At 73.3% G+C, this 22,086-nt stretch carries 22 protein-coding genes; 13 read left to right on the forward strand and 9 right to left on the reverse strand.

What is annotated here, in order from left to right; all coding sequences use genetic code 11:
• Positions 1 to 52 precede the first annotated feature (52 nt).
• Complete coding sequence (gene ftrA / locus ACSP50_RS05680) at positions 53 to 1,030, forward strand: transcriptional regulator FtrA (RefSeq protein ID WP_014688201.1); 978 nt, start codon at positions 53 to 55, stop codon at positions 1,028 to 1,030.
• Positions 1,031 to 1,157: 127 nt separating this feature from the next.
• On the opposite strand, the gene ACSP50_RS05685 is transcribed toward ftrA, so the two are convergent.
• From ACSP50_RS05685 to ACSP50_RS05695, 3 genes are all read right to left on the reverse strand, one after another.
• A complete protein-coding gene (locus ACSP50_RS05685; RefSeq protein WP_014688202.1) occupies positions 1,158 to 1,739 on the reverse strand; it encodes a hypothetical protein in 582 nt (193 codons plus the stop codon).
• Positions 1,740 to 2,161: 422 nt separating this feature from the next.
• On the reverse strand, positions 2,162 to 2,989 hold the full coding sequence (locus ACSP50_RS05690; RefSeq protein WP_014688203.1) for a maleylpyruvate isomerase N-terminal domain-containing protein: 828 nt from the start codon (positions 2,987 to 2,989) through the stop codon (positions 2,162 to 2,164).
• Positions 2,990 to 3,037: 48 nt separating this feature from the next.
• Positions 3,038 to 4,261, reverse strand: a complete 1,224-nt coding sequence (locus ACSP50_RS05695) for an FAD-binding protein (protein ID WP_014688204.1) — start codon at positions 4,259 to 4,261, stop codon at positions 3,038 to 3,040.
• Between the two features lie 106 nt (positions 4,262 to 4,367).
• Here ACSP50_RS05695 and ACSP50_RS05700 point away from each other — a divergent pair, with 106 nt between their 5' ends.
• From ACSP50_RS05700 to ACSP50_RS05710, 3 genes are all read left to right on the forward strand, one after another.
• Entirely contained in the window at positions 4,368 to 4,952 is a 585-nt protein-coding gene (locus ACSP50_RS05700; protein ID WP_014688205.1) for a PadR family transcriptional regulator, read from the forward strand.
• Between the two features lie 117 nt (positions 4,953 to 5,069).
• Positions 5,070 to 5,948 carry a response regulator gene (locus ACSP50_RS05705; protein ID WP_014688206.1) on the forward strand — a complete coding sequence of 293 codons (879 nt, stop codon included), beginning with the start codon at positions 5,070 to 5,072 and terminating at the stop codon, positions 5,946 to 5,948.
• A 211-nt stretch (positions 5,949 to 6,159) separates the two neighbouring features.
• Entirely contained in the window at positions 6,160 to 7,026 is an 867-nt protein-coding gene (locus ACSP50_RS05710; RefSeq protein ID WP_014688207.1) for an MHYT domain-containing protein, read from the forward strand.
• A 19-nt stretch (positions 7,027 to 7,045) separates the two neighbouring features.
• On the opposite strand, the gene ACSP50_RS05715 is transcribed toward ACSP50_RS05710, so the two are convergent.
• On the reverse strand, positions 7,046 to 7,375 hold the full coding sequence (locus tag ACSP50_RS05715; RefSeq protein ID WP_014688208.1) for a PRC-barrel domain-containing protein: 330 nt from the start codon (positions 7,373 to 7,375) through the stop codon (positions 7,046 to 7,048).
• 211 nt (positions 7,376 to 7,586) lie between these two features.
• Here ACSP50_RS05715 and ACSP50_RS05720 point away from each other — a divergent pair, with 211 nt between their 5' ends.
• On the forward strand, positions 7,587 to 8,009 hold the full coding sequence (locus ACSP50_RS05720; protein WP_014688209.1) for a hypothetical protein: 423 nt from the start codon (positions 7,587 to 7,589) through the stop codon (positions 8,007 to 8,009).
• A 296-nt stretch (positions 8,010 to 8,305) separates the two neighbouring features.
• Here the strand turns inward: ACSP50_RS05720 and ACSP50_RS05730 are convergent, their stop codons facing one another.
• Entirely contained in the window at positions 8,306 to 9,406 is a 1,101-nt protein-coding gene (locus ACSP50_RS05730) for a magnesium and cobalt transport protein CorA (RefSeq protein WP_014688210.1), read from the reverse strand.
• 77 nt (positions 9,407 to 9,483) lie between these two features.
• On the opposite strand from ACSP50_RS05730, the gene ACSP50_RS05735 reads away from it, so the two are divergent.
• Complete coding sequence (locus ACSP50_RS05735) at positions 9,484 to 10,440, forward strand: YafY family protein (RefSeq protein ID WP_043510892.1); 957 nt, start codon at positions 9,484 to 9,486, stop codon at positions 10,438 to 10,440.
• A gap of 107 nt (positions 10,441 to 10,547) precedes the next feature.
• On the opposite strand, the gene ACSP50_RS05740 is transcribed toward ACSP50_RS05735, so the two are convergent.
• A complete protein-coding gene (locus ACSP50_RS05740; protein ID WP_014688212.1) occupies positions 10,548 to 11,081 on the reverse strand; it encodes a GNAT family N-acetyltransferase in 534 nt (177 codons plus the stop codon).
• A gap of 25 nt (positions 11,082 to 11,106) precedes the next feature.
• Here ACSP50_RS05740 and ACSP50_RS05745 point away from each other — a divergent pair, with 25 nt between their 5' ends.
• The 3 genes from ACSP50_RS05745 to ACSP50_RS43305 all read left to right on the forward strand — a co-directional run bounded on the left by ACSP50_RS05745 (position 11,107) and on the right by ACSP50_RS43305 (position 15,120).
• Positions 11,107 to 12,528 carry a beta-N-acetylhexosaminidase gene (locus ACSP50_RS05745; protein ID WP_014688213.1) on the forward strand — a complete coding sequence of 474 codons (1,422 nt, stop codon included), beginning with the start codon at positions 11,107 to 11,109 and terminating at the stop codon, positions 12,526 to 12,528.
• 58 nt (positions 12,529 to 12,586) lie between these two features.
• Positions 12,587 to 14,557 (forward strand): M48 family metalloprotease, encoded by a 1,971-nt coding sequence (locus ACSP50_RS05750; RefSeq protein WP_014688214.1) that lies wholly within the window; start codon positions 12,587 to 12,589, stop codon positions 14,555 to 14,557.
• Between the two features lie 77 nt (positions 14,558 to 14,634).
• Positions 14,635 to 15,120, forward strand: coding sequence for a hypothetical protein (locus ACSP50_RS43305; protein WP_043510894.1), 486 nt, complete (start codon positions 14,635 to 14,637; stop codon positions 15,118 to 15,120).
• Between the two features lie 71 nt (positions 15,121 to 15,191).
• Here ACSP50_RS43305 and ACSP50_RS05760 read toward each other — a convergent pair whose 3' ends face one another.
• A complete protein-coding gene (locus ACSP50_RS05760) occupies positions 15,192 to 15,959 on the reverse strand; it encodes a hypothetical protein (RefSeq protein ID WP_014688216.1) in 768 nt (255 codons plus the stop codon).
• Between the two features lie 12 nt (positions 15,960 to 15,971).
• The gene (locus ACSP50_RS05765) at positions 15,972 to 16,604 is read right to left on the reverse strand and encodes a hypothetical protein (protein ID WP_014688217.1); all 633 of its coding nucleotides are present in this window, start codon (positions 16,602 to 16,604) and stop codon (positions 15,972 to 15,974) included.
• A gap of 344 nt (positions 16,605 to 16,948) precedes the next feature.
• Between ACSP50_RS05765 and ACSP50_RS44760 the strand changes: the two genes are divergently transcribed.
• From ACSP50_RS44760 to ACSP50_RS05785, 4 genes are read left to right on the forward strand one after another with little or no spacing between them, the layout of a single operon-like run.
• Entirely contained in the window at positions 16,949 to 19,579 is a 2,631-nt protein-coding gene (locus ACSP50_RS44760) for a nitrate- and nitrite sensing domain-containing protein (RefSeq protein ID WP_014688218.1), read from the forward strand.
• Positions 19,579 to 19,998, forward strand: coding sequence for a roadblock/LC7 domain-containing protein (locus ACSP50_RS05775; protein WP_014688219.1), 420 nt, complete (start codon positions 19,579 to 19,581; stop codon positions 19,996 to 19,998). Before ACSP50_RS44760 ends, ACSP50_RS05775 begins: the two co-directional genes overlap by 1 nt.
• Positions 19,988 to 20,374, forward strand: a complete 387-nt coding sequence (locus ACSP50_RS05780) for a DUF742 domain-containing protein (RefSeq protein ID WP_043510897.1) — start codon at positions 19,988 to 19,990, stop codon at positions 20,372 to 20,374. Before ACSP50_RS05775 ends, ACSP50_RS05780 begins: the two co-directional genes overlap by 11 nt.
• Positions 20,355 to 20,948 carry an ATP/GTP-binding protein gene (locus ACSP50_RS05785; RefSeq protein ID WP_014688221.1) on the forward strand — a complete coding sequence of 198 codons (594 nt, stop codon included), beginning with the start codon at positions 20,355 to 20,357 and terminating at the stop codon, positions 20,946 to 20,948. The genes ACSP50_RS05780 and ACSP50_RS05785 overlap by 20 nt, the downstream gene beginning before the upstream one ends.
• Here ACSP50_RS05785 and ACSP50_RS05790 read toward each other — a convergent pair.
• The gene (locus tag ACSP50_RS05790; protein ID WP_043513606.1) at positions 20,945 to 21,988 is read right to left on the reverse strand and encodes a LacI family DNA-binding transcriptional regulator; all 1,044 of its coding nucleotides are present in this window, start codon (positions 21,986 to 21,988) and stop codon (positions 20,945 to 20,947) included. The two genes, ACSP50_RS05785 and ACSP50_RS05790, sit on opposite strands and share 4 nt — an antisense overlap.
• Between the last annotated feature and the right edge of the window lie 98 nt (positions 21,989 to 22,086).

A 22,086-nucleotide genomic window follows, 5' to 3' on the forward strand; every position in this document is an offset into this window, starting at 1 on the left:
GCTCCCGGCCGCCGCCCCACCGGCGTCTTCACCATCGGAGTGCTCGCTCCCGATGCCGCGGCGGCGTGGGCCGTCGGTCACCGTGCTGGCTTTCGACGGCATGTCGATGTTCGAGCTCGGCATCGTCACCGAGGTCTTCGGCCTGCCCCGTCCCGAGTTCGACCGCCCCTGGTACGAGCTGACGATCTGCGCCGAAACCCCCGGCCCGGTCCGGGTGATCGGCGGTGCGGCCCTGCACACCGACCACGGTCTGGACACCTTCGCCGGCGGCGAGACGGTGATCGTCCCCGGGGTGCCCGACGTCCGGGCCGACCCGTCCCCGGCCCTGATCGGTGCCCTGCGCACCGCCCACGCCCGAGGCGCCCGCATCATGTCGATCTGCTCCGGCGCGTTCGCTCTGGCCGGCGCCGGCCTGCTCGACGGCCGCCGCGCCACCACCCACTGGCGGTACGCCGAAGCCCTCCGCACCCGGCACCCGTCCGTCCAGGTCGACGCGGACGTCCTCTACCTCGACGACGACGACGTGCTGACCAGCGCCGGCAGCGCCGCCGGCCTCGACCTGTGCCTGCACGTGGTGCGCCGCGACCACGGCCCGGCGATCGCCAACGCGGTCGCCCGCCGCCTCGTCGTCCAGCCGCACCGGGACGGCGGCCAGGCCCAGTTCATCGAGGCCCCGGTCCCGGACGACCCGGCCGACGACCGCCTGGCCCGCAGCATGCAGTGGGCGCTCACGCACCTGGCCGAGCCGATCAGCGTGGACGTTCTGGCCCGCCGGGCCCACATGTCCACCCGCACCTACCTACGCCACTTCACCCGAGCGACCGGTACCACCCCGATCCGCTGGCTGATCGCCCAGCGCATCCACGCCAGCCTGGCCCTGCTCGAAACCACCACCATCCCGATCGAAACACTGGCCGCCACCGTAGGCTTCGACGCGGCGGTCACCTTCCGCCACCACTTCGCCCACCTCATGCGCACGTCGCCCTCCGCGTACCGGAAAGCCTTCGCCCGCACACCACCGGTCACCTGACCGCGGCAGATGGGTCGGAAGCCGCCGGGTTTCTGGCCGCTGCCGGGGGCTGTTGCGCCGTGCCCGGGTTTCTGACCGCGGCTGGGAGTTGTTGCGCCGCTCCCGGGTTTCTGGCCGCTACCGGGGGCTATTGCGCCGCGCCCGGGCGCTCGTAGGTCAAACCGGCGAACAGCGCCCCGCCCCCGACGCGTGCGGCGAACAGGTAGCGCCCGTGCTTACCCGGATCGGTGCGGTAGCTCGTGAACACGCGCTCTGCGCCGTCCTTGCGTGCCAGGGCGGCCGGGCACGCCGTGGCGACCTGGGTCGCGGCCTCGTCCCCGATCCGGCTGGTCGTCCAGGTGGACAGCGCCGTGCAGGCGTCCGGCGTCGCCGGCGAAACCGACCAGACCACGGTGAATCCGTTGTCGCCGAGCAGCACCGGCCGCCCATCCCGCTGAGTCCAGGCGAAGCCCCCCGCGGCCGGCACCCCCGGATCCTGCGACAGCTGCCACCCGGCCGGCCCACCGAACGTCAACAGGCCGTCCAGCGCCGCATCCCGCTCGGCATCCGGCGACGACGGCCTGCTCTGAACCCAGGCCACCAAACCGATCACCGCCAGCGCGGCCACCCAGAGCGCGGTCACGATCGGCCGCCGACGCCGCACCACCGCCTGACCGCCCGAGCCCGCCGTCGGTTGGCCGTCCGCTCCGTCGGTGGGTTGGTGGTCCATGCCGTCGGTCGGTTGGCTGCCGGGGTGCGCTGCCGGCGGTTCGCCCGCCGACGCTGCCAGGGAAGGCTCCTCGGTGACCGGGGCTTGGCCGCCGGAACCCGCACGGCCGGCGGAGGGGCGGGAAGCGCTGGCGGACGGTGGCTGGGCCGCGGGCACCGCGTCGGGAGGCCGCGGTGCGGACGCCGGGGTCGGCGGCTGGTCGGGGCTGGCTTCGGTCACCAGGCCAGTGTCACGTAAGGCGGATCGTCATCGCACCTCCGGGTGGCACGGTCACCGAGCCGGTCACCGGCAACGACCGGCAGGGCGCGGGCTGCCACGGTTCACCGGGGGCGCTGCGTTTCATGCCGGCCCACGAGGATCTTGAGCGGTGAGGCGGCGACCGGCGGGTGGAGACGCAGAGTCGTCTGTGGAGGGTGAAGCCTTCAGCCCAGGGTCAGCGGCCGCAGACCGGTCAGGTCGAGGCCGGCCGGGGCGCGGCCGGTGGCCTGGCGGAGCAGGCCGTCAGCCGGGCCGGGCAGCTCACTGGCCGGTCGGCCGAAGAGCAGCCCGAGGACCACGTCCGCGGCGGGTGGGGTGAGCCAGGCCGGTCGGGCGAGGGCGTCGGCCAGATCCAGGCCGTGCACGGCGAGTTCGACGACCCGGGTGATGAGGAAGTCGGTGAGCAGCATGGCGTCGCCGTGGCGGGTACGCACGACGCGGCCGGGGGGTTCGGTGCCGCAGCGGTCGGCCAGGTCGGCGGTGAAGCCGCGGAATGCGCGGACGTCCAGCCCGGGGGCATGCTGCTGGGCCAGGCGGATGCGGGTCGCGTCGGTGTCCGCGGAGAAGCGGTGGTCGGGGCGGTAATAGGCCGCGGCGGAGGTGTCCGCCGCCCCCGGCGCCGGAGCGTCCAGCATGCCGGGCAGCCAGGCGAGAACTATCCGGATATGGGCGAATAATTCGCGTACGTTCCACGGCGTGCACCGGGTGGGTCGCGTCCAGTCTTCGCCGGTCCAGCGCGAGGCGACGTGCCCGAGCGCGTCCGCCTCCGCCCGAAACGCGCTGATCACGACAGAGGCGGCAGCCGCGGTCGGCTCGACCGGCACGGTGAGGGCCGGCGGCGCGATGACGGCCGGCGGCGCGGCGGCAGCAAGCGGCGTGTCCGCAGCAGGCGGCGCGGCGGCAGCAGGCTGCGCGGGATCGGAGCGCGGCGTGGAGGAGGGGGAAGCGTCGACCCGGCCGGGAAAGCCGGCACCACCGTCAGGGGCGGTCATGCGGCCGCCTCCGAAGCGCTTCTCGCCCCGCGGGTGGGGCCGGCGCGGTCACGGCAGGAGCCGCCGGAGGAACTCGTTGCGGAATTTGCCGGTCGGGTCGAACCGTCCGGCCAGTGCGGCGAAGTCGGCCACCCGGGGCGGTTCGGGCGCGCTGGTGAAGATCTTGCCCAGGTGCGGTCGGGCGCCCAGGAGCCCGAGCAGTTTCTCCAGGTCGGCGACCACCGTCAGCACCGCCTCCGGGTCGGCGATCCAGGTGAAGTGCAGGGCCACGCTGTCCCGCTGGTAGTGCGGGCTGAGCCACAGCTGGTCGGCCGCGATCGTACGCACCTCGCAGATCTGCAGGACGTCCGCAACCCGCTCGCGGATCTCGGCCACCGCCCGCAGCGCGTCGTCCGCCGCCTCGCGGGGCAGGTGCCATTCGGACTGCAGTTCCTCGCCGCTGCTGGGGGTGAATTCCATCCGGAAGTGCGGCAGCCGCTCGTGCCAGGGGCCGGGTACCCCGCCCTGCCGGGTGCAGTTCTCCGCGGGCATGCCGGGCACCGGGTGGCGCGGCCCGTCGGCGAGCCGCGCGCCGTGGAACGTGTCGCCGGTGATCGGATCTTCCCGTTTGAGCCACACCTGGTCGATGTCGGTGCCGGTCCAGCGGGTGAAGAGGCTGACGCTGTAGCCGTCGGCGAGGATGTCGGCGAGGTCGGCCCGGACCGCGGCGACCGGCAGGTGGTCGAAGACGTACTGCCGCAGTTCGAAGGTGGGCTGCACGTCCAGGGTGAGCGCGACGACCGGGCCGAGCGCGCCGAGCGCGGCGACCGCGCCGGGGAAGTCGGCGTCGCCGCGGCGGAGCCGGATGAGCTCGCCGTCGGCGCGGACGATCTCCACGCCGGCGACCGCGGTGGCCAGGTTGCCGTGCCGCACCCCGGAGCCGTGGGTGGCGGTGGCGACCGCCCCGGCCACCGAGATGTGCGGCAGCGACGCCATGTTGTGCAGGGCCAGGCCCTCGGCGTGCAGGCGGGTGGCGAGTTCGCCGTACCGGATGCCACCGTCGACGCGGACGGTGCGGCGGTCCGGGCTGATCTCCACGATGCGCGGCAGGCCGGCCAGCGAGAGCAGGTCGCCGGTGGTGTCGGCGAGCCGGTTGAACGAGTGACCGCTGCCCAGCACCCGCAGCTCGGCCGCGGCCGCGACCAGCTCGCGGACCTCGTCGACGGTCTGCGGGCGCAGGACTCGCCGCGCGCCGAAGGTGATGTTGCCGGCCCAGTTCGTCAAGGGTTCCACCCGAGCCACCCTACGGAAGGATCCCGACCGCCGAACTGCGGCGTTTTCGACAGATCCAGGGCAATATTGGGTTGTCTCTAGGTGTATACGCCCATAACGTAGTTTCATGCCGCTGGATGCCTCACGGAACAGTCTGGTGCTGCCGATTCTCGAGCTTCTCGGGGAGCGGCCGGCGCATGCGTACGACCTGGGCACCCGCCTGCGGGAGCGGCACGCGCAGCTCACCCCGACCCGCAGCACGGTCACCACGCTGCTCAAGTTCCTGCACCGGGCTGGCCTGGTGGCGGCGCGCGAACCGGGCCGGGTCGGCAACCGCCCGCCGCGCACCGTGTACGAGCTGACCGACCGCGGCGCCGCCGACTTCCGGGCGCGGGTGGAATCCGGGCTGCGCGACACACCGGTCGCCTCGGTCGACTTCGCGCTGGCGGTGGCCTGCCTCGGGGCGCTGCCGGCGGAGCGGGCGGTGGCCCTGCTGTCGGCGCGGGCCGAGCGGCTCACCAGGGAGCAGGAGGCGCGTCCGGCCGGGTCCACCGACATGGCCGAGCTGCACACCCTCCCGGACGGCTACTGGCACGGGCTGGTGGCGGCCGAGCTGGCCTGGATCGCGGCGCTGCTGGCACGGATCCGGTCGGCGGAACTGGCCTGGGCGGCCGGTCATCCGGTCGCCGTGCCGACGCCCACCGCCGCGTGACAACGTTGCTGAGCAGCAAATATCGGCAACCACCGGACTCGGCTGATTCCGCGGATTCCGGGGGAGAGGCGGGTTTACAGTCGGGGCGATCGGGGAGCAGGCCGAGGGGAGCAGATCATGGCGTCCATCGTCATCGCGGAGGACGACCGCGACATCGCCGAACTGCTGGCCACCGTGCTGAGCAACGCGGACCACTCGGTGCGGACCGTCCCGACCGGCGCGGCCGCCCTGGAGGCGATCGGCGCCGAGACGCCCGACCTGGTCATCCTCGACCACCACATGCCCGGGATGAGCGGTCTGGAGGTGGCCGACCGGCTGCGGGCCGAGGCCGCCACCGCCGGACTGCCCCTGATCATGCTGTCCGCGGCCACCCCGGCCGCGGCCCGGCACCTCTGCGATCTCACCATCTCCAAGCCGGTACGTCCGCGCATGCTGCTGGAGGCGGTCGGTGAGCTGCTGGCCGCCCGCGTCGACGGTGGGCCGCCCGCCGACATCCACCCGGATGCCGCCACCCAGCTGGCCGACGTGCCCCGGCTGCTGGCCGTCTCGGACCTGCTGACCCGTCCGGCGCACGCCGCCGGCCTGGACGCCTTCGCCGAGCGGCTGGCCGGGCTGACCGGGGTGCCGACCGCGGCGATCACCCTGATGCTCAACGACACGGTGGTGGTGGCCGGGTCGTTCGGCCTGCCCAGGTGGGTCCGTGAGGCGGGCGGGGTGCCGGCCGAGTGGTCACCGGACACCATCGTGGTGGCCGAGGACGTGCCGGTGCTGATCGGCGACAGCCGGGAGAACGAGGAGTACGCGGACACGCCGCTGTTCTCGGTGAGCGGCGTGCGTTCCTATGCGAGCGTGCCGCTGCACTCGCCGGAGGGCCACATCGTCGGCACGCTGTGCGTGATGGACGAGCGGCCGGGCAGCTGCACCGAGGACACCGTGCAGACGCTCCACTCGCAGCGTGCCGCCGCGCTGGGGCTGCTGTTGCCCGCCGGCGCCTGACCCACCGGGGAGTCCGGCATTCCCGGCCTTCTCCGTCAAACGGATGTCCGACTCAACCGATTAAGCCGATCTGCCCTCAACCCTGCCCCAAATCGAGATCAACCGCTCGTGCGCTCGTAACGAAACGTGGCTCACAATCAGTGACGGCCGCGACGGGGGTTGGGGCAGGATGCACCGCGGCGGAACTCGTCGGGAGAGGGAGCGCGGCACCATGGCGGAGATTCACCACTTCGATCACGGATGGGTGACCCCAGCCTTCAGTTATCTGCTGTCCGTGCTCGGATCGCTGCTCGGCCTCACCGGCGCGGTGCGCCTGCGGTCCGCGCGCACCCGGGCCGAGCGCGGCTGGTGGTTGGTGCTGGCGGCGCTGGCGATCGGCACCACCGGCATCTGGACCATGCACTTCGTCGCGATGCTCGGCTTCGAGGTGGTCGGCACCCCGATCCGGTACGACGTGAACCTCACCGTCGCCAGCGTGGTGATGTCGTTCGTGGCGGTCGGCGCCGGCCTGGCCATCGCGCTGCTCGGCACCAGCGCCCGGCAGCTGCGGATCCTGGCCGGCGGCGTGCTGGCCGGCCTGGGCGTGGCCGCGATGCACTACACCGGCATGGCGGCGATGCGGCTGTACGGCGACATCCACTACTCGGGTTCCCGGGTGATCCTGTCGGTGGTGATCGCGGTGGTCGCCGCGACCGTCGCGCTCTGGCTCACCCTGGTGGTCAGCAGGCCGCTGATCATCTTCATCTCGGCCCTGGTGATGGGCGTCGCGGTCAACGGCATGCACTTCACCGGCATGTCCGCGATGTCGGTCACCCCGGAGGGGCACTCCGGCGTGATCGAGGGCGCCACCGCCCAGTCGATGCTCATCCCGATCGGCATCACCGTGGTCTTCGGCCTGCTGGGCATGGCGTACGCGCTGGCCTCCGCGCCCAACGAGGAGGACCGCGCCGCCACCGAGTACCTCAACGCCCGGATCGAGGCCCGGATGGCGCAGCAGGCCGCCCAGGCGAGGAACGCGACCGGTCGGGGCACCCTCGGCAACGGCGCATGGACGTACCGCGACCGCGCCTCGAAGTAGATGTCGCGCGACGAACGGGTCAGTGGGGCTGGACCAGCCAGTCCCACGCCCGTTTGAGCGTGCCTCCGGATCGCTCCCCGGGCAGGTCGGCGCCGGAGCGGGCGAGTTGCTCGGCCGGCTCGGTGAGGACCGCCCCGTGCTCGTACAGGCCGGCCACCTGGTCGCCGGAGGCGAAGCGCCGCCCGTCCGGCGTGCTGATCAGCAGGCCGTGGAAGACGTCCGCCGGCTCGTCGGACAGCACGTGCTCCACCGTGCCGATCCGGTCGCCGCTGGGCGCGTAGACCGGCACCCCCTCCTTGAGGACCAGGTAGGCGACCGGTTCTCCCAGGTCTTCCGCCTTCTCTGTCATGTCTGCAGCCGTTACCCCGCCGACGCGATTTCAGTCCCGGCCGGCATCCCCTTTTCGGCTGACCTTATTCTGGCGATTTGTCCCAATCGGGATTCGCGCCGGAAAACGCCGTCGAAAACGGACAAGCGTCTGATGAACCCTCATATCGTCCTTCCGTGCCGGGCCGCCTCCACCAGGGCCCGGTGGAGACAAGGGCATCGGAGGATTCGAAATGCACCTGAGTCGGCGAATCGCAGCAACCTTCGCGCTGGCCACCACGGCGGCCGGCCTGGCGACGGCGGTCGCGGCCGCACCGGTCACCGCCGCCCCCCGAGCCCCGCAGCCGGTCCCGGCGGTCCGCCGCGGCCCGCAGCCGGTCCCGATGGCGCTGCGCGGTCCCCGGCCGGTCACCACCCGGCTCCCGTCGATCCGCGCCGCCGTCGCCGGCTGGGTCGACATCGCGTGGCGCACCGATCACCCGGTCTGTGACGCGCAGGTCCAGGTCCGCGGTGAGCGGGTCCGGGTGGACTACCCCGGCAACCGCCGGGCCGCCTTCTTCGCGACCGGCCGCACCCTCGGTCCGCGGCGTCCGGAGGTCACCCGCGTCCGGGTGACCCCGGACTTCCGGCTCGCCGGTGACGTGGCCCGGCTCTGAACCACGATCTCGTACAGCGAATGCGGTTTCGGCACTCGCACCCAGACGCGCACCGCGGTGCTCTCGCTGCCGGTCGTGCGCTCCGACTCGCCGGGGGGTCAAGGTGGTCCGGGCGGTCCCGGAACCGGGCACCCCGGCGGGCCCACCGGTGATTCCCGGCACGGCGGTGGCGCGCTCCCCGGCGGCGCCCCGCACGGTGGCGGCCACGGTGGGCCGGGGCAGGGCGGTGGTCACCCCTGACCTGATCCCGGGAGGTGAGGGCGCACGGCCGGCTTCCCCCCGGTCGTGCGCCCGCTTCAGAGCCAGCCGGTCCGCTTCAGGCGCCAGTACAGGCCGCCGGCCAGGACGGCCATCGCGGTCATGGCGCCGGAGAATCCGTATGGCGAATCCAATCCCGGAATGACCTCGAAGTTCATCCCGTAGATCCCGGCGATCACCGTCGGGACCGCGGCGATCGCCGCCCACGCGGCGATTTTGCGCATGTCGTCGTTCTGATCGATCGAGATCTGCGCGAGGCGGGCCTGCAGGATCGAATTGACCAGGTCGTCGAAGCCGGCCACCCGGTCGACCGCCCGGCTCAGTCGCCCGCGCACGTCGACCAGGTAGGGACGCAGCGCGGCCGGCAGCTCCCTGGTCTCCAGCAGCTTGGCCAGCGGGTCGGCCAGCGGCAGCACCGCCCGCTTGAACTCCACCATCTCCCGCTTGAGCTGGTAGATGTGGGCGATCCCGGCGCCGCGCGAGACGCTGAAGGTCTCCTCCTCCAGGCGCTCCAGGTCGCGCTCGACGTGCCCGGCCACGTCCAGGTAGTTGTCGACCAGGCGGCTGCCCACCGCGTACGCCACCGCCCACGGGCCGTGCCGCAGCACCTCGGGACGGCTCTCCAGCTCCTGCCGGACCTGCCAGAGCGGGCCGACCGGGCCGTGCCGCACGGTGATCACGAACCAGGCGCCGACCAGCACGGTGATGTCGCCTGTCTCGACCACCTCGGAGGTGGCGGTGAGCCGGTCGTGCTCGACGTACCGCGCGGTCCGCAGCACCAGCCGGGTCACCTCGCCGACCGTCTGGACGCCGGGCCGGTGCCCGCCGCCGGTGGCCCGCTCGACGAGCAGCTCGTGCAGGCCGAAGACCTCGGCGATCTGATCCATGGTCGGCCGGTCCGGCTCGTGCAGACCCAGCCAGACGAAGGCGTTGCGGCGGCGCCGGGCCATCCGGGCGGCTTCCGCGTACGCCATCTGGCGCGGCTGCCCCGGCTCGGCGCGCCGCAGCCCGCCGGCATAGACCGCGCAGTCGACGACCGCGTCCGGGTTGCCGTGCCGCAGCGCCGGCCGGGCTCCGGGCGGCCCGGTGAGCCTTTCCAGGAGCTGCCGGAACGGCCGCTGGAGCGCCCGACCGAGCATCGTCCGTCCATCCCCTTCGTCGACTGCGACCACGGTAGCGGTCAGCTGCTGTCCGCAATCGATGCCACCCTGGTGACATGGCGAACACGAGTGCCCGGATGCTACGGCTGCTGTCGCTGCTGCAGACACACCGCTACTGGCCGGGCGCCGAGCTGGCCGATCGGCTCGAGGTCTCGCCGCGCACCCTGCGCCGCGACGTCGACCGGCTGCGCGAGCTGGGTTACCCGGTGGACGCCAGCCGCGGCGTGGCCGGCGGCTACCAGCTGCAGGCCGGCGCCGCGGTGCCGCCGCTGCTGCTCGACGACGACGAGGCGGTGGCGATCGCGGTCGGCCTGCGCAGCGCCGCGGCCGGTGCGGTGGCCGGCTTCGAGGAGACCTCGGTGCGTGCCCTGGCCAAGGTGATCCAGCTGTTGCCGCCGCGGCTGCGCCGCCGGATCGACGCGCTGCAGGCGGTGACCAGCCCGGGCGCGAACGGCTTCGGCCCCGTGCTGGACGCCGCGGTGCTGACCACGATCGCGCTGGCCACGCGCGGTGAGGAACGGCTGCGCTTCGACTACGACCCGCGCGAGGGCACGGCCGCTCGGCGGCACGTCGAGCCGCACCGGCTGGTCCCGCTCGGGCGGCGGTGGTATCTGCTGGCCTGGGACCTGGACCGGGGCGACTGGCGCAGCTTCCGGGTGGACCGGATCACCGGCCCGGAGCTGACCGGCGCCCGGTTCCGCCCGCGGGAGATCCCGGGCGGCGACCCGGTGGCGTGGCTGCGCGCGCGGATCCGGGCGATCCCCAGCCGTTACGACGTCGCGGTGCTGCTGGAGACCGATCCGGAGACGGCGCGCGGGGTCACCGGGCACTGGGCCACCTTCGAACCGGCCGGCGACGGCCGGTGCCGGATGCGGATGAACGTCGACGACCTGGGCTGGCCCACACTGGTGCTGGGGGTGCTCGCCGTGCCGTTCACCATCGAGGCGCCGGCCGAGTTGCACGACCGGGTGCGGGCGGCCGGGGAGGCCCTGCTGCGCGGCTCGCGGACGTGACTCGCCTGTGGACGGACCGACGCCCCCGTGGCGCCGGTCCGCACCATGAAGGTATCGATCGGGTGCGACACTTCGGCGTCAATTTTCAGTCCTCGCTTATATAAGAATCAGCGAAATCTGAGTTCCCGGATGTGGTCGTCGTGCCACTGCTCGCCGACCAGGAAACGCTTCACGCCGACGACGCCGAAACCGTGCTTGGCATAGAACTTCGCGGCCCGCACGTTCCGCTGATTCACCCCGAGCCAGCACGACGCCGCGCCGGTGCCGGCCGCGGCCGCCAGGGTCGCGGTCATCAGCGTGTGGGCGGCGCCCGAGCCGTGCCGGTCGGCCAGCAGGTAGAACTTGCTCAGCTCGACGCTGGTCGCGGCGTCCACCACGGCGGCCACGTCCGGGTCCGTGATCGGGCCGCGGACCAGCATGGAATAACCGAGTGGCGATCCGTCGTCGAGCGCCATCAGCAGGATCCGGGCCGGGTCGGCGAGATGGCCGGCGAACCGCTCGACGGACAGGTGGGTGGCGATGAATTCATCGATGTCTGTCTGTCTGGCCTCCGGCGGGCAGGCCAATCCGAAGGTAAGTGTCGCCAGCGCGTGCAAAGGTTGCTCGTCGCCCGCCGTGGCATGACGCACAGTGATCGCCATAGCGAAACAGTTTAGAGTCTTCAGAGTGCGCTCTCAGACGAAGCGGCTCGGTGACGTGATCCCGGCGCCCGCTCTGGTGGTTCCGGAACCGGCTGTGACCTTCACGATCACTCCGGTGACGACGGTCAGCGCGCCGCCGGCGGCCGCCGCCGTGGCCGCCCACCTGGGCCCGCTCGCCGACGACGGACCGATCCGCCTGGAACTGACCGACACGGACGGTCTCGGCGCCGAGGGATACCGTCTGGCGATCACCGCGACCGGGGTGTCGCTGCGCGCCGCCGAGCCGGCCGGCCTGTTCTGGGGCGTGCAGACGCTGCGCCAGCTCGCGGCCGACGACGGGGTGCTGCCCGGCGGTGTGATCGAGGACCGGCCGCGGTTCGCCTACCGCGGCGCGATGCTCGACCTGGCCCGGCACTTCTTCACCGCGGACGAGATCAGGGCGCACCTCGATCTGCTGGTCCAGTTCAAGATCAATCACCTGCACCTGCACCTCACCGACGACCAGGGCTGGCGGCTGGAGATTCCCGGCTGGCCCCGGCTCACCGAGGTCGGCGGCGGCCCGGGCACCGGTTGCGACGGCACCGGACCGGGCTTTCTCACCCTGGCCGAGTACGCCGACGTGGTGGCCTACGCCGCCGAGCGGTTCGTCACCGTGATCCCGGAGATCGACATGCCCGGGCACGTGAACGCGGCCCTGGTCGCCTACCCGGAACTGACCGCGGACGGCCGGCCGGTCGCGCCGCGCACCGACGCCGAGGTCGGCTACAGCTCGCTGGTGGCCGGCAAGGACGAGACGTACGCCTTCGTCGAAACCGTGCTCAAGACGGTCGCCGACGTCACCCCGGGGCCGTTCCTGCACATCGGCGGCGACGAGTGCCTGTCCACCTCGGCCGAGGATTACCACGCGTTCCTGTCCCGGGCCCTGCCGCTGGCCGGCAAATACGGCAAGCGGGCGATCGGCTGGCACGAGATCGCCGCGACCGACCTGCCCGAGGGCACCGTGGTGCAGTACTGGCGGCCGGAGCCGGAGGACGCCCAGGTGCTCGCCGCGGTCGCAGCCGGTCACCAGGTGATCATGTCGCCGGCCGACCGGACCTACCTCGACATGAAGTACGCCGCGGACACCCCGCTCGGCCTGGACTGGGCCGGGCTGGTCCCGGTCCGGCGGTCCTACGAGTGGGACCCGGCCACCCGCCTCGCCGGAGTCGGCGAGCAGGCCCTGCTCGGGGTCGCCGCCCCGCTCTGGTCGGAGACCCTGCGCACGGTCGCCGACGTGCAGTACCTCACCTTCCCCCGGCTGCCCGCGGTCGCCGAGGTCGGCTGGACCCCGCAGGCCGGCCGGGACTGGGCGGCGTTCCGCGAGCGGCTGGCCGCTTTCGGCCCGCGCTGGGACGCGGCGGGCGTCAACTACCACCGCTCCCCGGAGATCGACTGGCCCTCGGCCTGATCGGGCCGGGCCTCCCGCCCGTACCCTCTGTTACCTGAACCGGTGGGAGGAGAGCGGCTTGAGCAACGACGCGCGAGCGGCCACCAGATCGGCCGTCGCCCTGACCGGCTTCCTGATCGTGGCCGGCCTGCAACTGGCCGCGGTGCTGGGCGTGCTCTGGGCGGTGCTGACGCTGCTGCCCGCCGCGTTCGCGGTACGCGCCGGGGTGCCGCTGAGCATCGCCACCTTCGGAGCGCTCGGCTACGCCACATGGCGGGCCCTGTACACCCGGCACCGGGTGCCGGCCGGGGTCCCGATCTCCCGCGCGGACGCGCCGCAACTCTGGGCCCTGGTCGACGCGGCCGCGGCCGCCGCCGGGGTGACCCCGCCGGCCGGGTTGACCGTGGTCGCCGACGCCACCGCGGTGGTCGGTGAGCGGACCCGGGCGCTCGGGCTGCTCGGCGGCCGGCGCGACCTCTACCTCGGGCTCCCGCTGCTGCTCGCCTGGGACCCCGCGCGGCTGCGCGCGGCGGTGGCGCACGAACTGGCACACGGGTCTTCCCGGCTCGGGCGGTGGGCTCCCACGGCGTACCGCGGAAGGATCGCCGTGGGCCGGATCGCGCCGCGCTGGAACCGCGGCCGCAACCCGGCCGCGGCCGTCTTCCGGGCCTATGCCCGGGTCTACCGCGAGTGGGACGCGCCGTTCAGCCGGGCGCAGGAGCTGGCCGCCGACCGGGTGGCGGCCGGGCACGCCGGGGTCGCCGCGACCGTCGGAGCCCTGCGCGACCTGCCGGTGCTCGCCGGGATGCAGCGGCTCTTCCACGCCGAGTACGTGGCGCCGGGCTGGACCGCCGGGCATGTGCCGGAGGACGTGTTCGGCGGTTTCCTGCGGGTGCTCGCGGCCCGCGGCGAGGATGTGGCGATCCTGCGGGCCCGGGGGGCCGAGCCGGGCGGACCGTGGGACACCCATCCGCCGCTCGCCGAGCGCCTCGCCGCCCTGATCCCGGCCGCAGGGGACGCCTCTGCCGAGGCCGCTGCCGGTTCCCCGGCCGCTGCCGGTTCCCCGGCCGCCGCTGATTCCCCGGCCGCCGTCGAGGCTCCGGCCGCCGCCGACGTTCCGGCCGAAAGTGGTCAGCCGGCCCCCGAGGATCTCGTGCCCGATCTGCCCGGGCTCGGACGGGCGCTGCAGGCCGTCGCCTTCCCGCCGCACGGCCGCACCGAGATGGCGTGGGACGACTTCCTCAGCGTCGCCCGCACGGCCGAGATGGAACGTGAGGCCGAGGCCGCGATGGCCGCGGTCGCCCGCGCGGTCGGCGCCGAGGTGCCGGACGCCGAGGGGATCCTGCGCCTGGCCGCCGACGGGCGGCTGCGGACCGCCGCCGCGACGATCTTCCCGGGCCTGCCGCCGGAGGAGACCGCCGAGCGGATCGTCGATCTGCTCGCGCTCACCCTGGCGCTGGCCGCGCTGCGCAGCGGCGTCGCCCGCTGGCGGCACAACTGGACCGGTACCGCCGAGCTGGTCGCCGCGGACGGCGCCCACCTGAACCTGACCGACGTGGCCGCGGCCGCCGCCGATCCGGAGCAGGCCGAGGCGGTCCGCGCCTACCTGACCCGGCTCGGGGTGCGGCTGGCCGCGCCGGACGGCGCCCGCCCGGCCGCCCGGGCGCAGGTGCTCGGCGGCCTGATCAACCTGTCCGCGGACGGCGGGCGGACCGACGTGCTCGTCACCGACCTCGGTTTCCTGCTGGTCCCCGGCCTGCCCCGGGGGCGGGGACCGGAGGCCAGGCGGCGCCTGCACGAGATCGCCGCGGCCGGGGTGACCGCCACCGCCGGCGGCGGCGACCGCCGGTTCCTGCCGTTCATCGAGGTCGCGGCGGTGACCACGATGCCCGGCCGGCGCCGCGGCTGGGTGATCGAGCTGCACGACGGCGGCCGGGTCACGCTGCGCGCGTCGCTGGACACCGACGAACTGCCCGGTGGGTGGGCGGCCTGGGAGGACGCGGTCGCCTTCCTGACGAAGACCCGAGTCTCATCCGCGACGAATCAGTAACTCTGTCCCTCCTTCCGGTCACAATGTCCTCAGCGGTTGTTGGCTTGGCGTACGCCCTAAACGGGTAGCACAGGCGCGTGCCGGGCGAGACCATCGCTGGTGACGAACTGGGGGTGGCGCTCATGGAGCGGGGGCCGATGGCGCTGTTCGGCGCCGTCGTCGGGGTCGGGCTCGGCCCGGCGCTGTGGCTGGGCGCGCAGCTGGGTACGCATCACACACCGGCCGGCCGGCCACCGGTCGTGATCCACGATCAACTGCCGGCCGCGGTCACCGATCAGGGTGGTTACGGTGCCGGCGAGGTGTCCGGCACCGACGACCCGGCCGACCGGTGGAGTCTGCCGCCGTCGATCCGGCCCGCCCGCCACCGCGCGTCGCCGGCCGCGGTGGTCACCTCGGCGTCCGCCTCGGCCTCCCCGTCGGTCGCCGTCTCGTCCGCTTCCCCGTCCGCGTCGGCCTCGGCGCCACCGGCTTCCGCGTCGGCTTCGGCCTCCGCGTCACCCTCGGCCGGGTCCGGAGCGGTGTCCGGCTCGCCGTCCCCGGACACCGTCGAGGCCGCGGAGTAGGCGGACACCGGCGCCACCGGACAGACGACGAAAGAGGGAGCCGGCCGGCTCCCTCTTTTCCGCGCGGGTCGTCAGAGGCCCAGCAGGCGGTCCAGGATGTCGCGGTACGCCCGGAACTCCACCCGCAGCGCCTCGGTGTCGTCGGCCCCGGTGGCCAGCGAGCCCCGGTGCGCCCGCAGTGAGCTGGTCAGCTTCTCGATGGTCTCGTCGACCAGGGCGGCCGCCTCGCCGGTGGTCGCCTTCGGGTCGTCGACGAAGCGCAGCTGCACCTCGCGCCAGCGGTCGCGCAGCGGCTGGGTCTCCGACTCGGGGAAGAACGGGGACGGCCCGGCGGCGGTGGGCGTCTGCCCGGGCACGCCGGCGACCGCGACGACCGGCTCGGCCACCGGTTCCGCCTCGATCGGCTCGGCCACGGCGACCACCGGGTCGGTCTCGGTCAGCGTCGCCCGGTTCTCGTCGCCCGCGCGCTCGTCCCGGACCGCCTCGGCGGCCGGCTCCTCGACGACCGGCTCCTCGACGACGACCGGGTCGTCGAAGGTGCCGCGGTCGTCGAGCGCCACGTCCACCGGGTCCTCGTCGTCGTCCCGGTGGTCGTGGATCTCCTGCGTGGCGTCGGCGGCGTGGGTGTCCGCGACCCGGTCCTCGTGGTCCGGCCGCAGGGTGTCGATCCGGGTGGTGTCGTCCTCGGCCGGGTCACGGTGCGCGCCGGGCGCGGCCGTCTCGTCGGCCGGGGCGTCGGTCCACGGCGAGCCGGCCCGCTGCTGCGGGAAGGCCGCGGCCCGGTCCGCCCGGTCCTCCCGGTCGGTGTCGTCCTTGTCCTCGTTGGTGAAGAAGCGCATCGTGGGTGCTCCTCAGCGGCTGGTGGCGTCGGGTTCGGTGGGCGCGGTCCGGTCGGTGGCGGTGGTGTCCTCGGTGGCCGGTCGCGGGGCGGGTACTGCGGTGCCGGCCGCCACCGGGTCCGCACCGAGCAGGTCGGCGAACAGGGCCCGGTAGTGGACCAGCGCCTGGCGCAGGTCCTCGGTTTCGGCCTCGTCATTCTTACTGCGCAGGCTGATCTCGTGGGCGGAGCGGTAGTGCTCCAGCGTGGCGGCGTGTTCGACGGACAGGTCGGCGAGCCGCTCGTCGTAGTCGCCGGTCGGGTAGCCGCGCTCGGCGATCAGCCGGGTGACCAGCTCGTCGGCGGTGGCCACCGCCTCCTTCGGACTGTCCACGAAGCGGATCTGGACTTCCTCCCAGGCGGCGGAGTATTTCGCCCGGGACTGCGCGGAGAGCGGCTTGAGCTCCAGCTGCGCGTGCCGCTTCTTCCGTTCCAGCAGCTCACGCTCGGCCTCGGTGCGGCTGCCGGTGTCGGCGACCACCCGGTCGTACTCCGGCCCGAAGGTCTGCTGCAACCGGCGGCGCCGGGCCGCCCGGACGCCGAACACGATCGCGGCCAGCACCAGCAGGATGACGACGATCAGAACGATGGTGGCGGTGGGAGACATCAGGTTCCTCCTTCTTCCCCAGGAGGTATTCCCACATCGACCCGATCGGCAATCGCGTTCGACGAAACCGGTCGGAACGCGTCGGCGTCACCGCATGATCACCTTGCGTTCGCCGGGTCGTCGGCAGCCCGACGGCCGGCAACCGGAGATCAACTCCGGTCTCCGGTGGACAAACGGAATGGAAGGGAGTTTTACCATCGGCCAGAAGCTGGCTGTGACGGACGTCTTTACGTATTCTTCCGAGGCGCATCTTCCCCGGGGTCCGGCCGTCCACTTCTGATCGGCCGGCTTCCGGTCCCGTGGTGTGCCCCGTGGTCCCTGCCGAACCCCTCGGGCGGAGCTTGATGAGAAGCCGCAACTGGTCGATCAGATCGAAGATCATCGCGATGGTCGCGGTGCCGCTCGCCGCGCTTCTCGCGCTCTGGGTCTTCGCGACCGCGGCCACCGCCGGTCCGGCGATGGATCTGCTCAACGCCCGCGACGCGGTGCACCGGCTCGGCGACCCGGGCCTGCAGCTGATCGCCCAGCTCCAGCGGGAGCGGCACTTCTCGGCCGTCTACCTGTCCGCCCGCAAGACGCCGCTGACCGATCTGCGCACCCAGCGGGCCGCCACCGACCAGGCGATCGACAGGTTCCGCACGGCGGTGCGCGACCTGCGGATGAGCGACGATCTGTCCGCCCGGACCGGCACCATGCTGGCCGACCTGAGCGCGCTCACCGGCGTCCGCGGCCGGGTCGACACCCGCGACATCGACGTGCTGAACATGATGACCGCGTACGGCGACACGGTGGACGCCGGCTTCGAGGTCTCCACCAGCGCCGCGGTCTTCTTCCACGAGAAGGTGGACCGCGAGGTCCGCGGCCTGATCGCCGGCTATCGCGGCCAGGAGTACCTGAGCCGGGTCGATGCGGTGCTCGCCGGGGCGAACGCGGCCGGCCGGATCGACCAGAAGAGCCGCGGCCGGCTCATCGAATTCGTCGCGACCTCCCGCTACCTGCTCTCCTCCGGCGTGCAGGACATGCCGGAGCAGGCCCGCGGCGACTACGCCCGGCTGATCACCGGATCCTCGTTCGTCCAGCTGGACATCATGCAGAACCAGCTGATCGACCAGAGCTACACCGGGGGCACGCCACCGGTCTCCGGCGCCGAGTGGCAGGCCACCTACGACCAGGTGTCGGCCGACCTGCGGGCGTTCGAGCTGCGCACGGTCGACGAGGTGGCCTCGGACGCCACCCCGCTGGCGATCACCGTGTTCCTCTGGCTCGGACTGTCCGCCCTGGTCGGCCTGGGTGCCTTCCTGCTGGCCATCTGGGTCTCGGTGCGGGTCGGCCGGTCCATCGTGGGCCGGCTGATCAAGCTGCGCCGGGAGGCCCTGGAGATGGCCACCCACCGGCTGCCGACCGTGGTCCGGCGCCTGCAGCACGGCGAGGCGGTCGACGTGGAGGTCGAGACGCCGCCGCTGGAGTACGGCAAGGACGAGATCGGCCAGCTCGGCCAGGCCTTCAACGACGTGCAGCGGACCGCGGTGCAGTCCGCGGTCGACGAGGCGAACGTGCGGCGCGGCATCAACGAGGTGTTCCTCAACATCGCCCGGCGCAGCCAGACGCTGCTGCACCGCCAGCTGTCCCTGCTCGACCGGATGGAGCGCCGGGAGACCGAGCCGCAGGAGCTGGAGGACCTCTACCGGGTCGACCACCTCGCCACCCGGATGCGGCGCCACGCCGAGGACCTGGTCATCCTGGCCGGTGCGGCGCCCGGCCGGGGCTGGCGCAACCCGGTCCCGGTGATCGACGTGATCCGCGGCGCGATCAGTGAGGTGGAGGACTACAAGCGGGTCGACATCCGCTCGGTGGCCTCCGCCGCGATGCTCGGCCGCTCGGTCGGCGACGTGATCCATCTGCTCGCCGAGCTGATCGAGAACGCCGGGTCGTACTCGCCGCCGCACACCCGGGTGCAGGTCTCCGGCCAGCTGCTGCCGAACGGCTACGTGATCGAGGTCGAGGACCGTGGCCTGGGCATGACCGCCGACGCCATCGAGGTGGCGAACCGGCGGCTGGCCGAGCCGCCCGACTTCGACCCGGCCGACAGCGCCCGGCTCGGCCTGTTCGTGGTGGCGCAACTGGCCGACCGGCACCACATCCGGGTGTCGCTGCAGGCCTCGCCGTACGGCGGGATCACCGCGGTGGTGCTGGTCCCGGCCGAGCTGATCACCGAGGCGCCGCAGCCGGCGGGCACGCGGGGCCGTGGCGAGGTCACCGGTGACCTGACCGCCCCGCTGGCCGCGGCCACCACCCGTCCGGCGCTGCCGGCACCCCGGGTGAACGGCGAGTCACTGCCCGCGGCGAAGGTCGAGAGCCTGAACGGCCGGCACCGCACCGAGCCCGAGGCCGGCGGCCCGACGCCCAGCTCGGTCGCCTCCGGTCTCACCCCGGACGGCCTGGTGCAGCGCAAGCGGGTCCGGCGGGCCCCGGAGACGACGGCGGGCCTGCCGCCGGAGGCGACCCCGAGCCGGCTCGGCGACGTGGCCGGCGCGCTCGGCGTGGGATCGCGGGCGGTGCCGCGCAACTCGGGGCCGGTGCTGCCGACCTCCGCCGCGCCGCTGTTCACCACCCCGGAGCCACCGCTTCCGGTCGCGCCGACCTCGGCCGCGCCGATGTTCGCCGCACCGGTGTCGGCGCCACCGGCCGATGTGGACGGCGGTGGCGAGGAGGTGACCGCGCAGTTCGGCCTGGACGGCCTGCCCAAGCGGGTCCGGCAGGCCAGCCTGGCGCCGCAGCTGCGCAACCCGGTGGTGGAGCCGCCGCGCTCCACCGCGCCGGAACGCACACCCGAACAGGTACGTACGCTGATGAGTGCCCTGCAGCGGGGGACGACGCGGGGCCGGATCCAGGCATCCAGAGACGCTGAAGAGGCGAACAACGGCGGCGAGAGCGCCGGGGGGAATGACGTGTACCGGCCGGAGAAGGACGCATAGTGGCACAGACGACGAAGCAGAGCGCGAACCTCACCTGGCTCCTCGACGACCTCGTGGAGCGGGTGCCGACCGCACAGCAGGCCGTGGTGCTCTCCGCGGACGGCCTGATGCTGGGCGCCTCGGCCGCGATGAGCCGGGAGGACGCCGAGCACCTGTCGGCGATGGCGGCCGGTTTCCAGAGCCTGGCGAAGGGCGCGAGCCGGCATTTCCAGGCCGGCGCGGTCCGGCAGACGGTGGTGGAGATGGAGGAGGCGTTCCTCTTCGTCACCGCCGCCGGGCAGGGGGCGTGCCTGGCGGTGCTCGCGTCGGCCGACGCCGACCTGGGCCTGATCGCCTACGAGATGGCGATGCTGGTCACCCGGGTCGGCCAGACGATGAGCGCCCCGGAGCGCACCCTGTCGGCGCCCGATGGCCTCTGATGGACAGCGGGTGAGTCACGACTGGATGGACCAGGACGCCGGCCCGGTCGTCCGCCCGTACGCCATGACCCAGGGCCGGGTCGCCCCGTCCGGTGGTGACTTCGACCTGGTCGCCTTCGTGGTCGCGACCGTGCCGGACCTGGCGCCCGGCATCCAGCTCCAGCCCGAGCACCACGCCATCGTGGCGGCCGCCTGGGAGCCGATCTCCGTGGTGGAGCTCGCCTCCCAGCTCGACCTGTCGATCGGCGTGGTCCGGGTTCTGCTCGGTGATCTACGCTCGGCGGGTCTGATCTCGCTGTACGAACCCCCGGCGGCCTCGCAGCCGCATGACGTCGACGTACTCAAGGCGGTTGTCAATGGACTCCGTGCGCTCTGACCGCACCGGCGGCTCACGCATCCCGGTCGCGCTCAAGATCCTGATCGCCGGAGGTTTCGGTGTCGGCAAGACCACCATGGTCGGGTCGGTCAGCGAGATCCGTCCGCTGCAGACCGAGGAGATCTTGACCGGCGCCGAGGGCGCCGACGACGTGTCCGGTGTGGAGGGCAAGACCACCACCACCGTGACCATGGACTTCGGCCGGATCACGATTACCGAGGACCTGCAGCTCTACCTGTTCGGCACCCCCGGGCAGGACCGCTTCTGGTTCCTCTGGGACGAGCTGTCCCAGGGCGCGCTCGGCGCCGTGGTGCTGGCCGACACCCGGCGCCTGGCCGACTGCTTCCCCTCGATCGACTACTTCGAGCAGCGCGGCACCCCGTTCGTCGTCGCGGTGAACACGTTCGACGCCGAGCACCGCTTCGGCCCCGAGGCGGTGGCCCGCGCCCTCGACCTGGACCCGGGCGTCCCGGTGGTCATGTTCGACGCCCGCGACCAGGTGGCCGCCCGCAACGTGCTGATCGAGCTGGTGGAGTACGTCGCGCGCCGCCAGTACGCGACCGCCGCGCCCTAGGCCGGAGCCGGGCCGGTGCTCTCCCGGATCACCAGGGTGGCGGCGAGCATCACCGGCGCCGGGGCCGGCTCGCCGCGCAGGGCGGCGGTGAGCAGGGCGGCGGCGACCCGGCCCTTCTCCTCGACGTCCTGACGGACCGTGGTCAGCGCCGGCCGCAGCTGGGTGGCGGTCGGGCCGTCGTCGAAGCCGGTGATCGAGACGTCCTGCGGGATGCGCAGGCCGAGGTCGCCGGCGGCCTGGTGGACGCCGGCCGCGGTGACGTCGGAGAAGCAGAGGAAGGCGGTCGGCCGGTCGGGGCCGGACAGGAGCTCCCGGGCGTCCCGGCGGATCGCACCGACCTGCTCGAACGGCTCGCGGATGATGGTCGGCCGCAGGCCGGCCGCGTGCAGGACGTCGTCCCAGCCGAGCCGGCGCTGCACCGAGGCGTGGCCTTCGGTGAGGGTGGACGGGTCGGTGATCACGCCGTGCGCGCCGTGGATGCCGGCGATGGCGTAGGCGATCCGCCGGTGCCCCAGGTCGAGCAGGTGCCGGGCGGTGGCCCGGGCGCCCTCCCGGTCGGCGACGTTGACGCTGGCGTAGCCGTCGAGCGGGGTCTGGTCGACGAAGACCATCGGCAGCCGGCGGCGTTGCAGCCAGGCGACCGCGGGTGAGGCCGGGTCGCAGGAGTAGATCAGGGCGCCGTCCATCGCGACGTCCCGGGCCGGAATCAGGTCGCCGGCGCCGGCCGAGGTGAGCAGGGTGATGGCCAGGCCGGTCGGGGCGAGCTCCTCGGCGATGGCGCCGAGGAAGCCGCCGGCGACCAGGTCGGTGAAGGCGTAACGCAGCGAGTCGGTGAGCAGGATGCCGACCGCGCCGGTGGTGCCTTTGGCCAGGGCCCGGGCGGTCGGGTCAGGCCCGGCATACCCCAGCTCCTGCGCCGCGTCCAGGATCTTGCGGCGCAGCGTGGGAGAGAGCTGATCGGGCCGGGAGAACGCGTTCGACACCGTCATGCGGCTCACCCCGACCCGGTCCGCGATGGTCTGCAACGTCACCCTGGGCACCAGCAAACGGTATGCCGCGCAGGGCCCGGCGCAAAAAGCGGCGGCGTGGCCGGTCCGCGACGACCGGGGCGTCCGGCAACGCGCTGTACAGCTCGCGG

The organism is Actinoplanes sp. SE50/110, from assembly GCF_900119315.1.
In the GTDB taxonomy this organism is placed as follows: Bacteria; Actinomycetota; Actinomycetes; order Mycobacteriales; family Micromonosporaceae; genus Actinoplanes.

Excerpts from the sequence above, each read along its gene's own strand:
- ftrA (WP_014688201.1), top strand. The coding sequence starts at position 53 with ATGCCGCGGCGGCGTGGGCCGTCGGTCACCGTGCTGGCTTTCGACGGC.
- ACSP50_RS05685 (WP_014688202.1), bottom strand. The coding sequence starts at position 1,739 with ATGGACCACCAACCCACCGACGGAGCGGACGGCCAACCGACGGCGGGC.
- ACSP50_RS05690 (WP_014688203.1), bottom strand. The coding sequence starts at position 2,989 with ATGACCGCCCCTGACGGTGGTGCCGGCTTTCCCGGCCGGGTCGACGCT.
- ACSP50_RS05700 (WP_014688205.1), top strand. The coding sequence starts at position 4,368 with ATGCCGCTGGATGCCTCACGGAACAGTCTGGTGCTGCCGATTCTCGAG.
- ACSP50_RS05705 (WP_014688206.1), top strand. The coding sequence starts at position 5,070 with ATGGCGTCCATCGTCATCGCGGAGGACGACCGCGACATCGCCGAACTG.
- ACSP50_RS05710 (WP_014688207.1), top strand. The coding sequence starts at position 6,160 with ATGGCGGAGATTCACCACTTCGATCACGGATGGGTGACCCCAGCCTTC.
- ACSP50_RS05715 (WP_014688208.1), bottom strand. The coding sequence starts at position 7,375 with ATGACAGAGAAGGCGGAAGACCTGGGAGAACCGGTCGCCTACCTGGTC.
- ACSP50_RS05720 (WP_014688209.1), top strand. The coding sequence starts at position 7,587 with ATGCACCTGAGTCGGCGAATCGCAGCAACCTTCGCGCTGGCCACCACG.
- ACSP50_RS05730 (WP_014688210.1), bottom strand. The coding sequence starts at position 9,406 with ATGCTCGGTCGGGCGCTCCAGCGGCCGTTCCGGCAGCTCCTGGAAAGG.
- ACSP50_RS05735 (WP_043510892.1), top strand. The coding sequence starts at position 9,484 with ATGGCGAACACGAGTGCCCGGATGCTACGGCTGCTGTCGCTGCTGCAG.
- ACSP50_RS05740 (WP_014688212.1), bottom strand. The coding sequence starts at position 11,081 with ATGGCGATCACTGTGCGTCATGCCACGGCGGGCGACGAGCAACCTTTG.
- ACSP50_RS05760 (WP_014688216.1), bottom strand. The coding sequence starts at position 15,959 with ATGCGCTTCTTCACCAACGAGGACAAGGACGACACCGACCGGGAGGAC.
- ACSP50_RS05765 (WP_014688217.1), bottom strand. The coding sequence starts at position 16,604 with ATGTCTCCCACCGCCACCATCGTTCTGATCGTCGTCATCCTGCTGGTG.
- ACSP50_RS44760 (WP_014688218.1), top strand. The coding sequence starts at position 16,949 with ATGAGAAGCCGCAACTGGTCGATCAGATCGAAGATCATCGCGATGGTC.
- ACSP50_RS05780 (WP_043510897.1), top strand. The coding sequence starts at position 19,988 with ATGGCCTCTGATGGACAGCGGGTGAGTCACGACTGGATGGACCAGGAC.
- ACSP50_RS05785 (WP_014688221.1), top strand. The coding sequence starts at position 20,355 with ATGGACTCCGTGCGCTCTGACCGCACCGGCGGCTCACGCATCCCGGTC.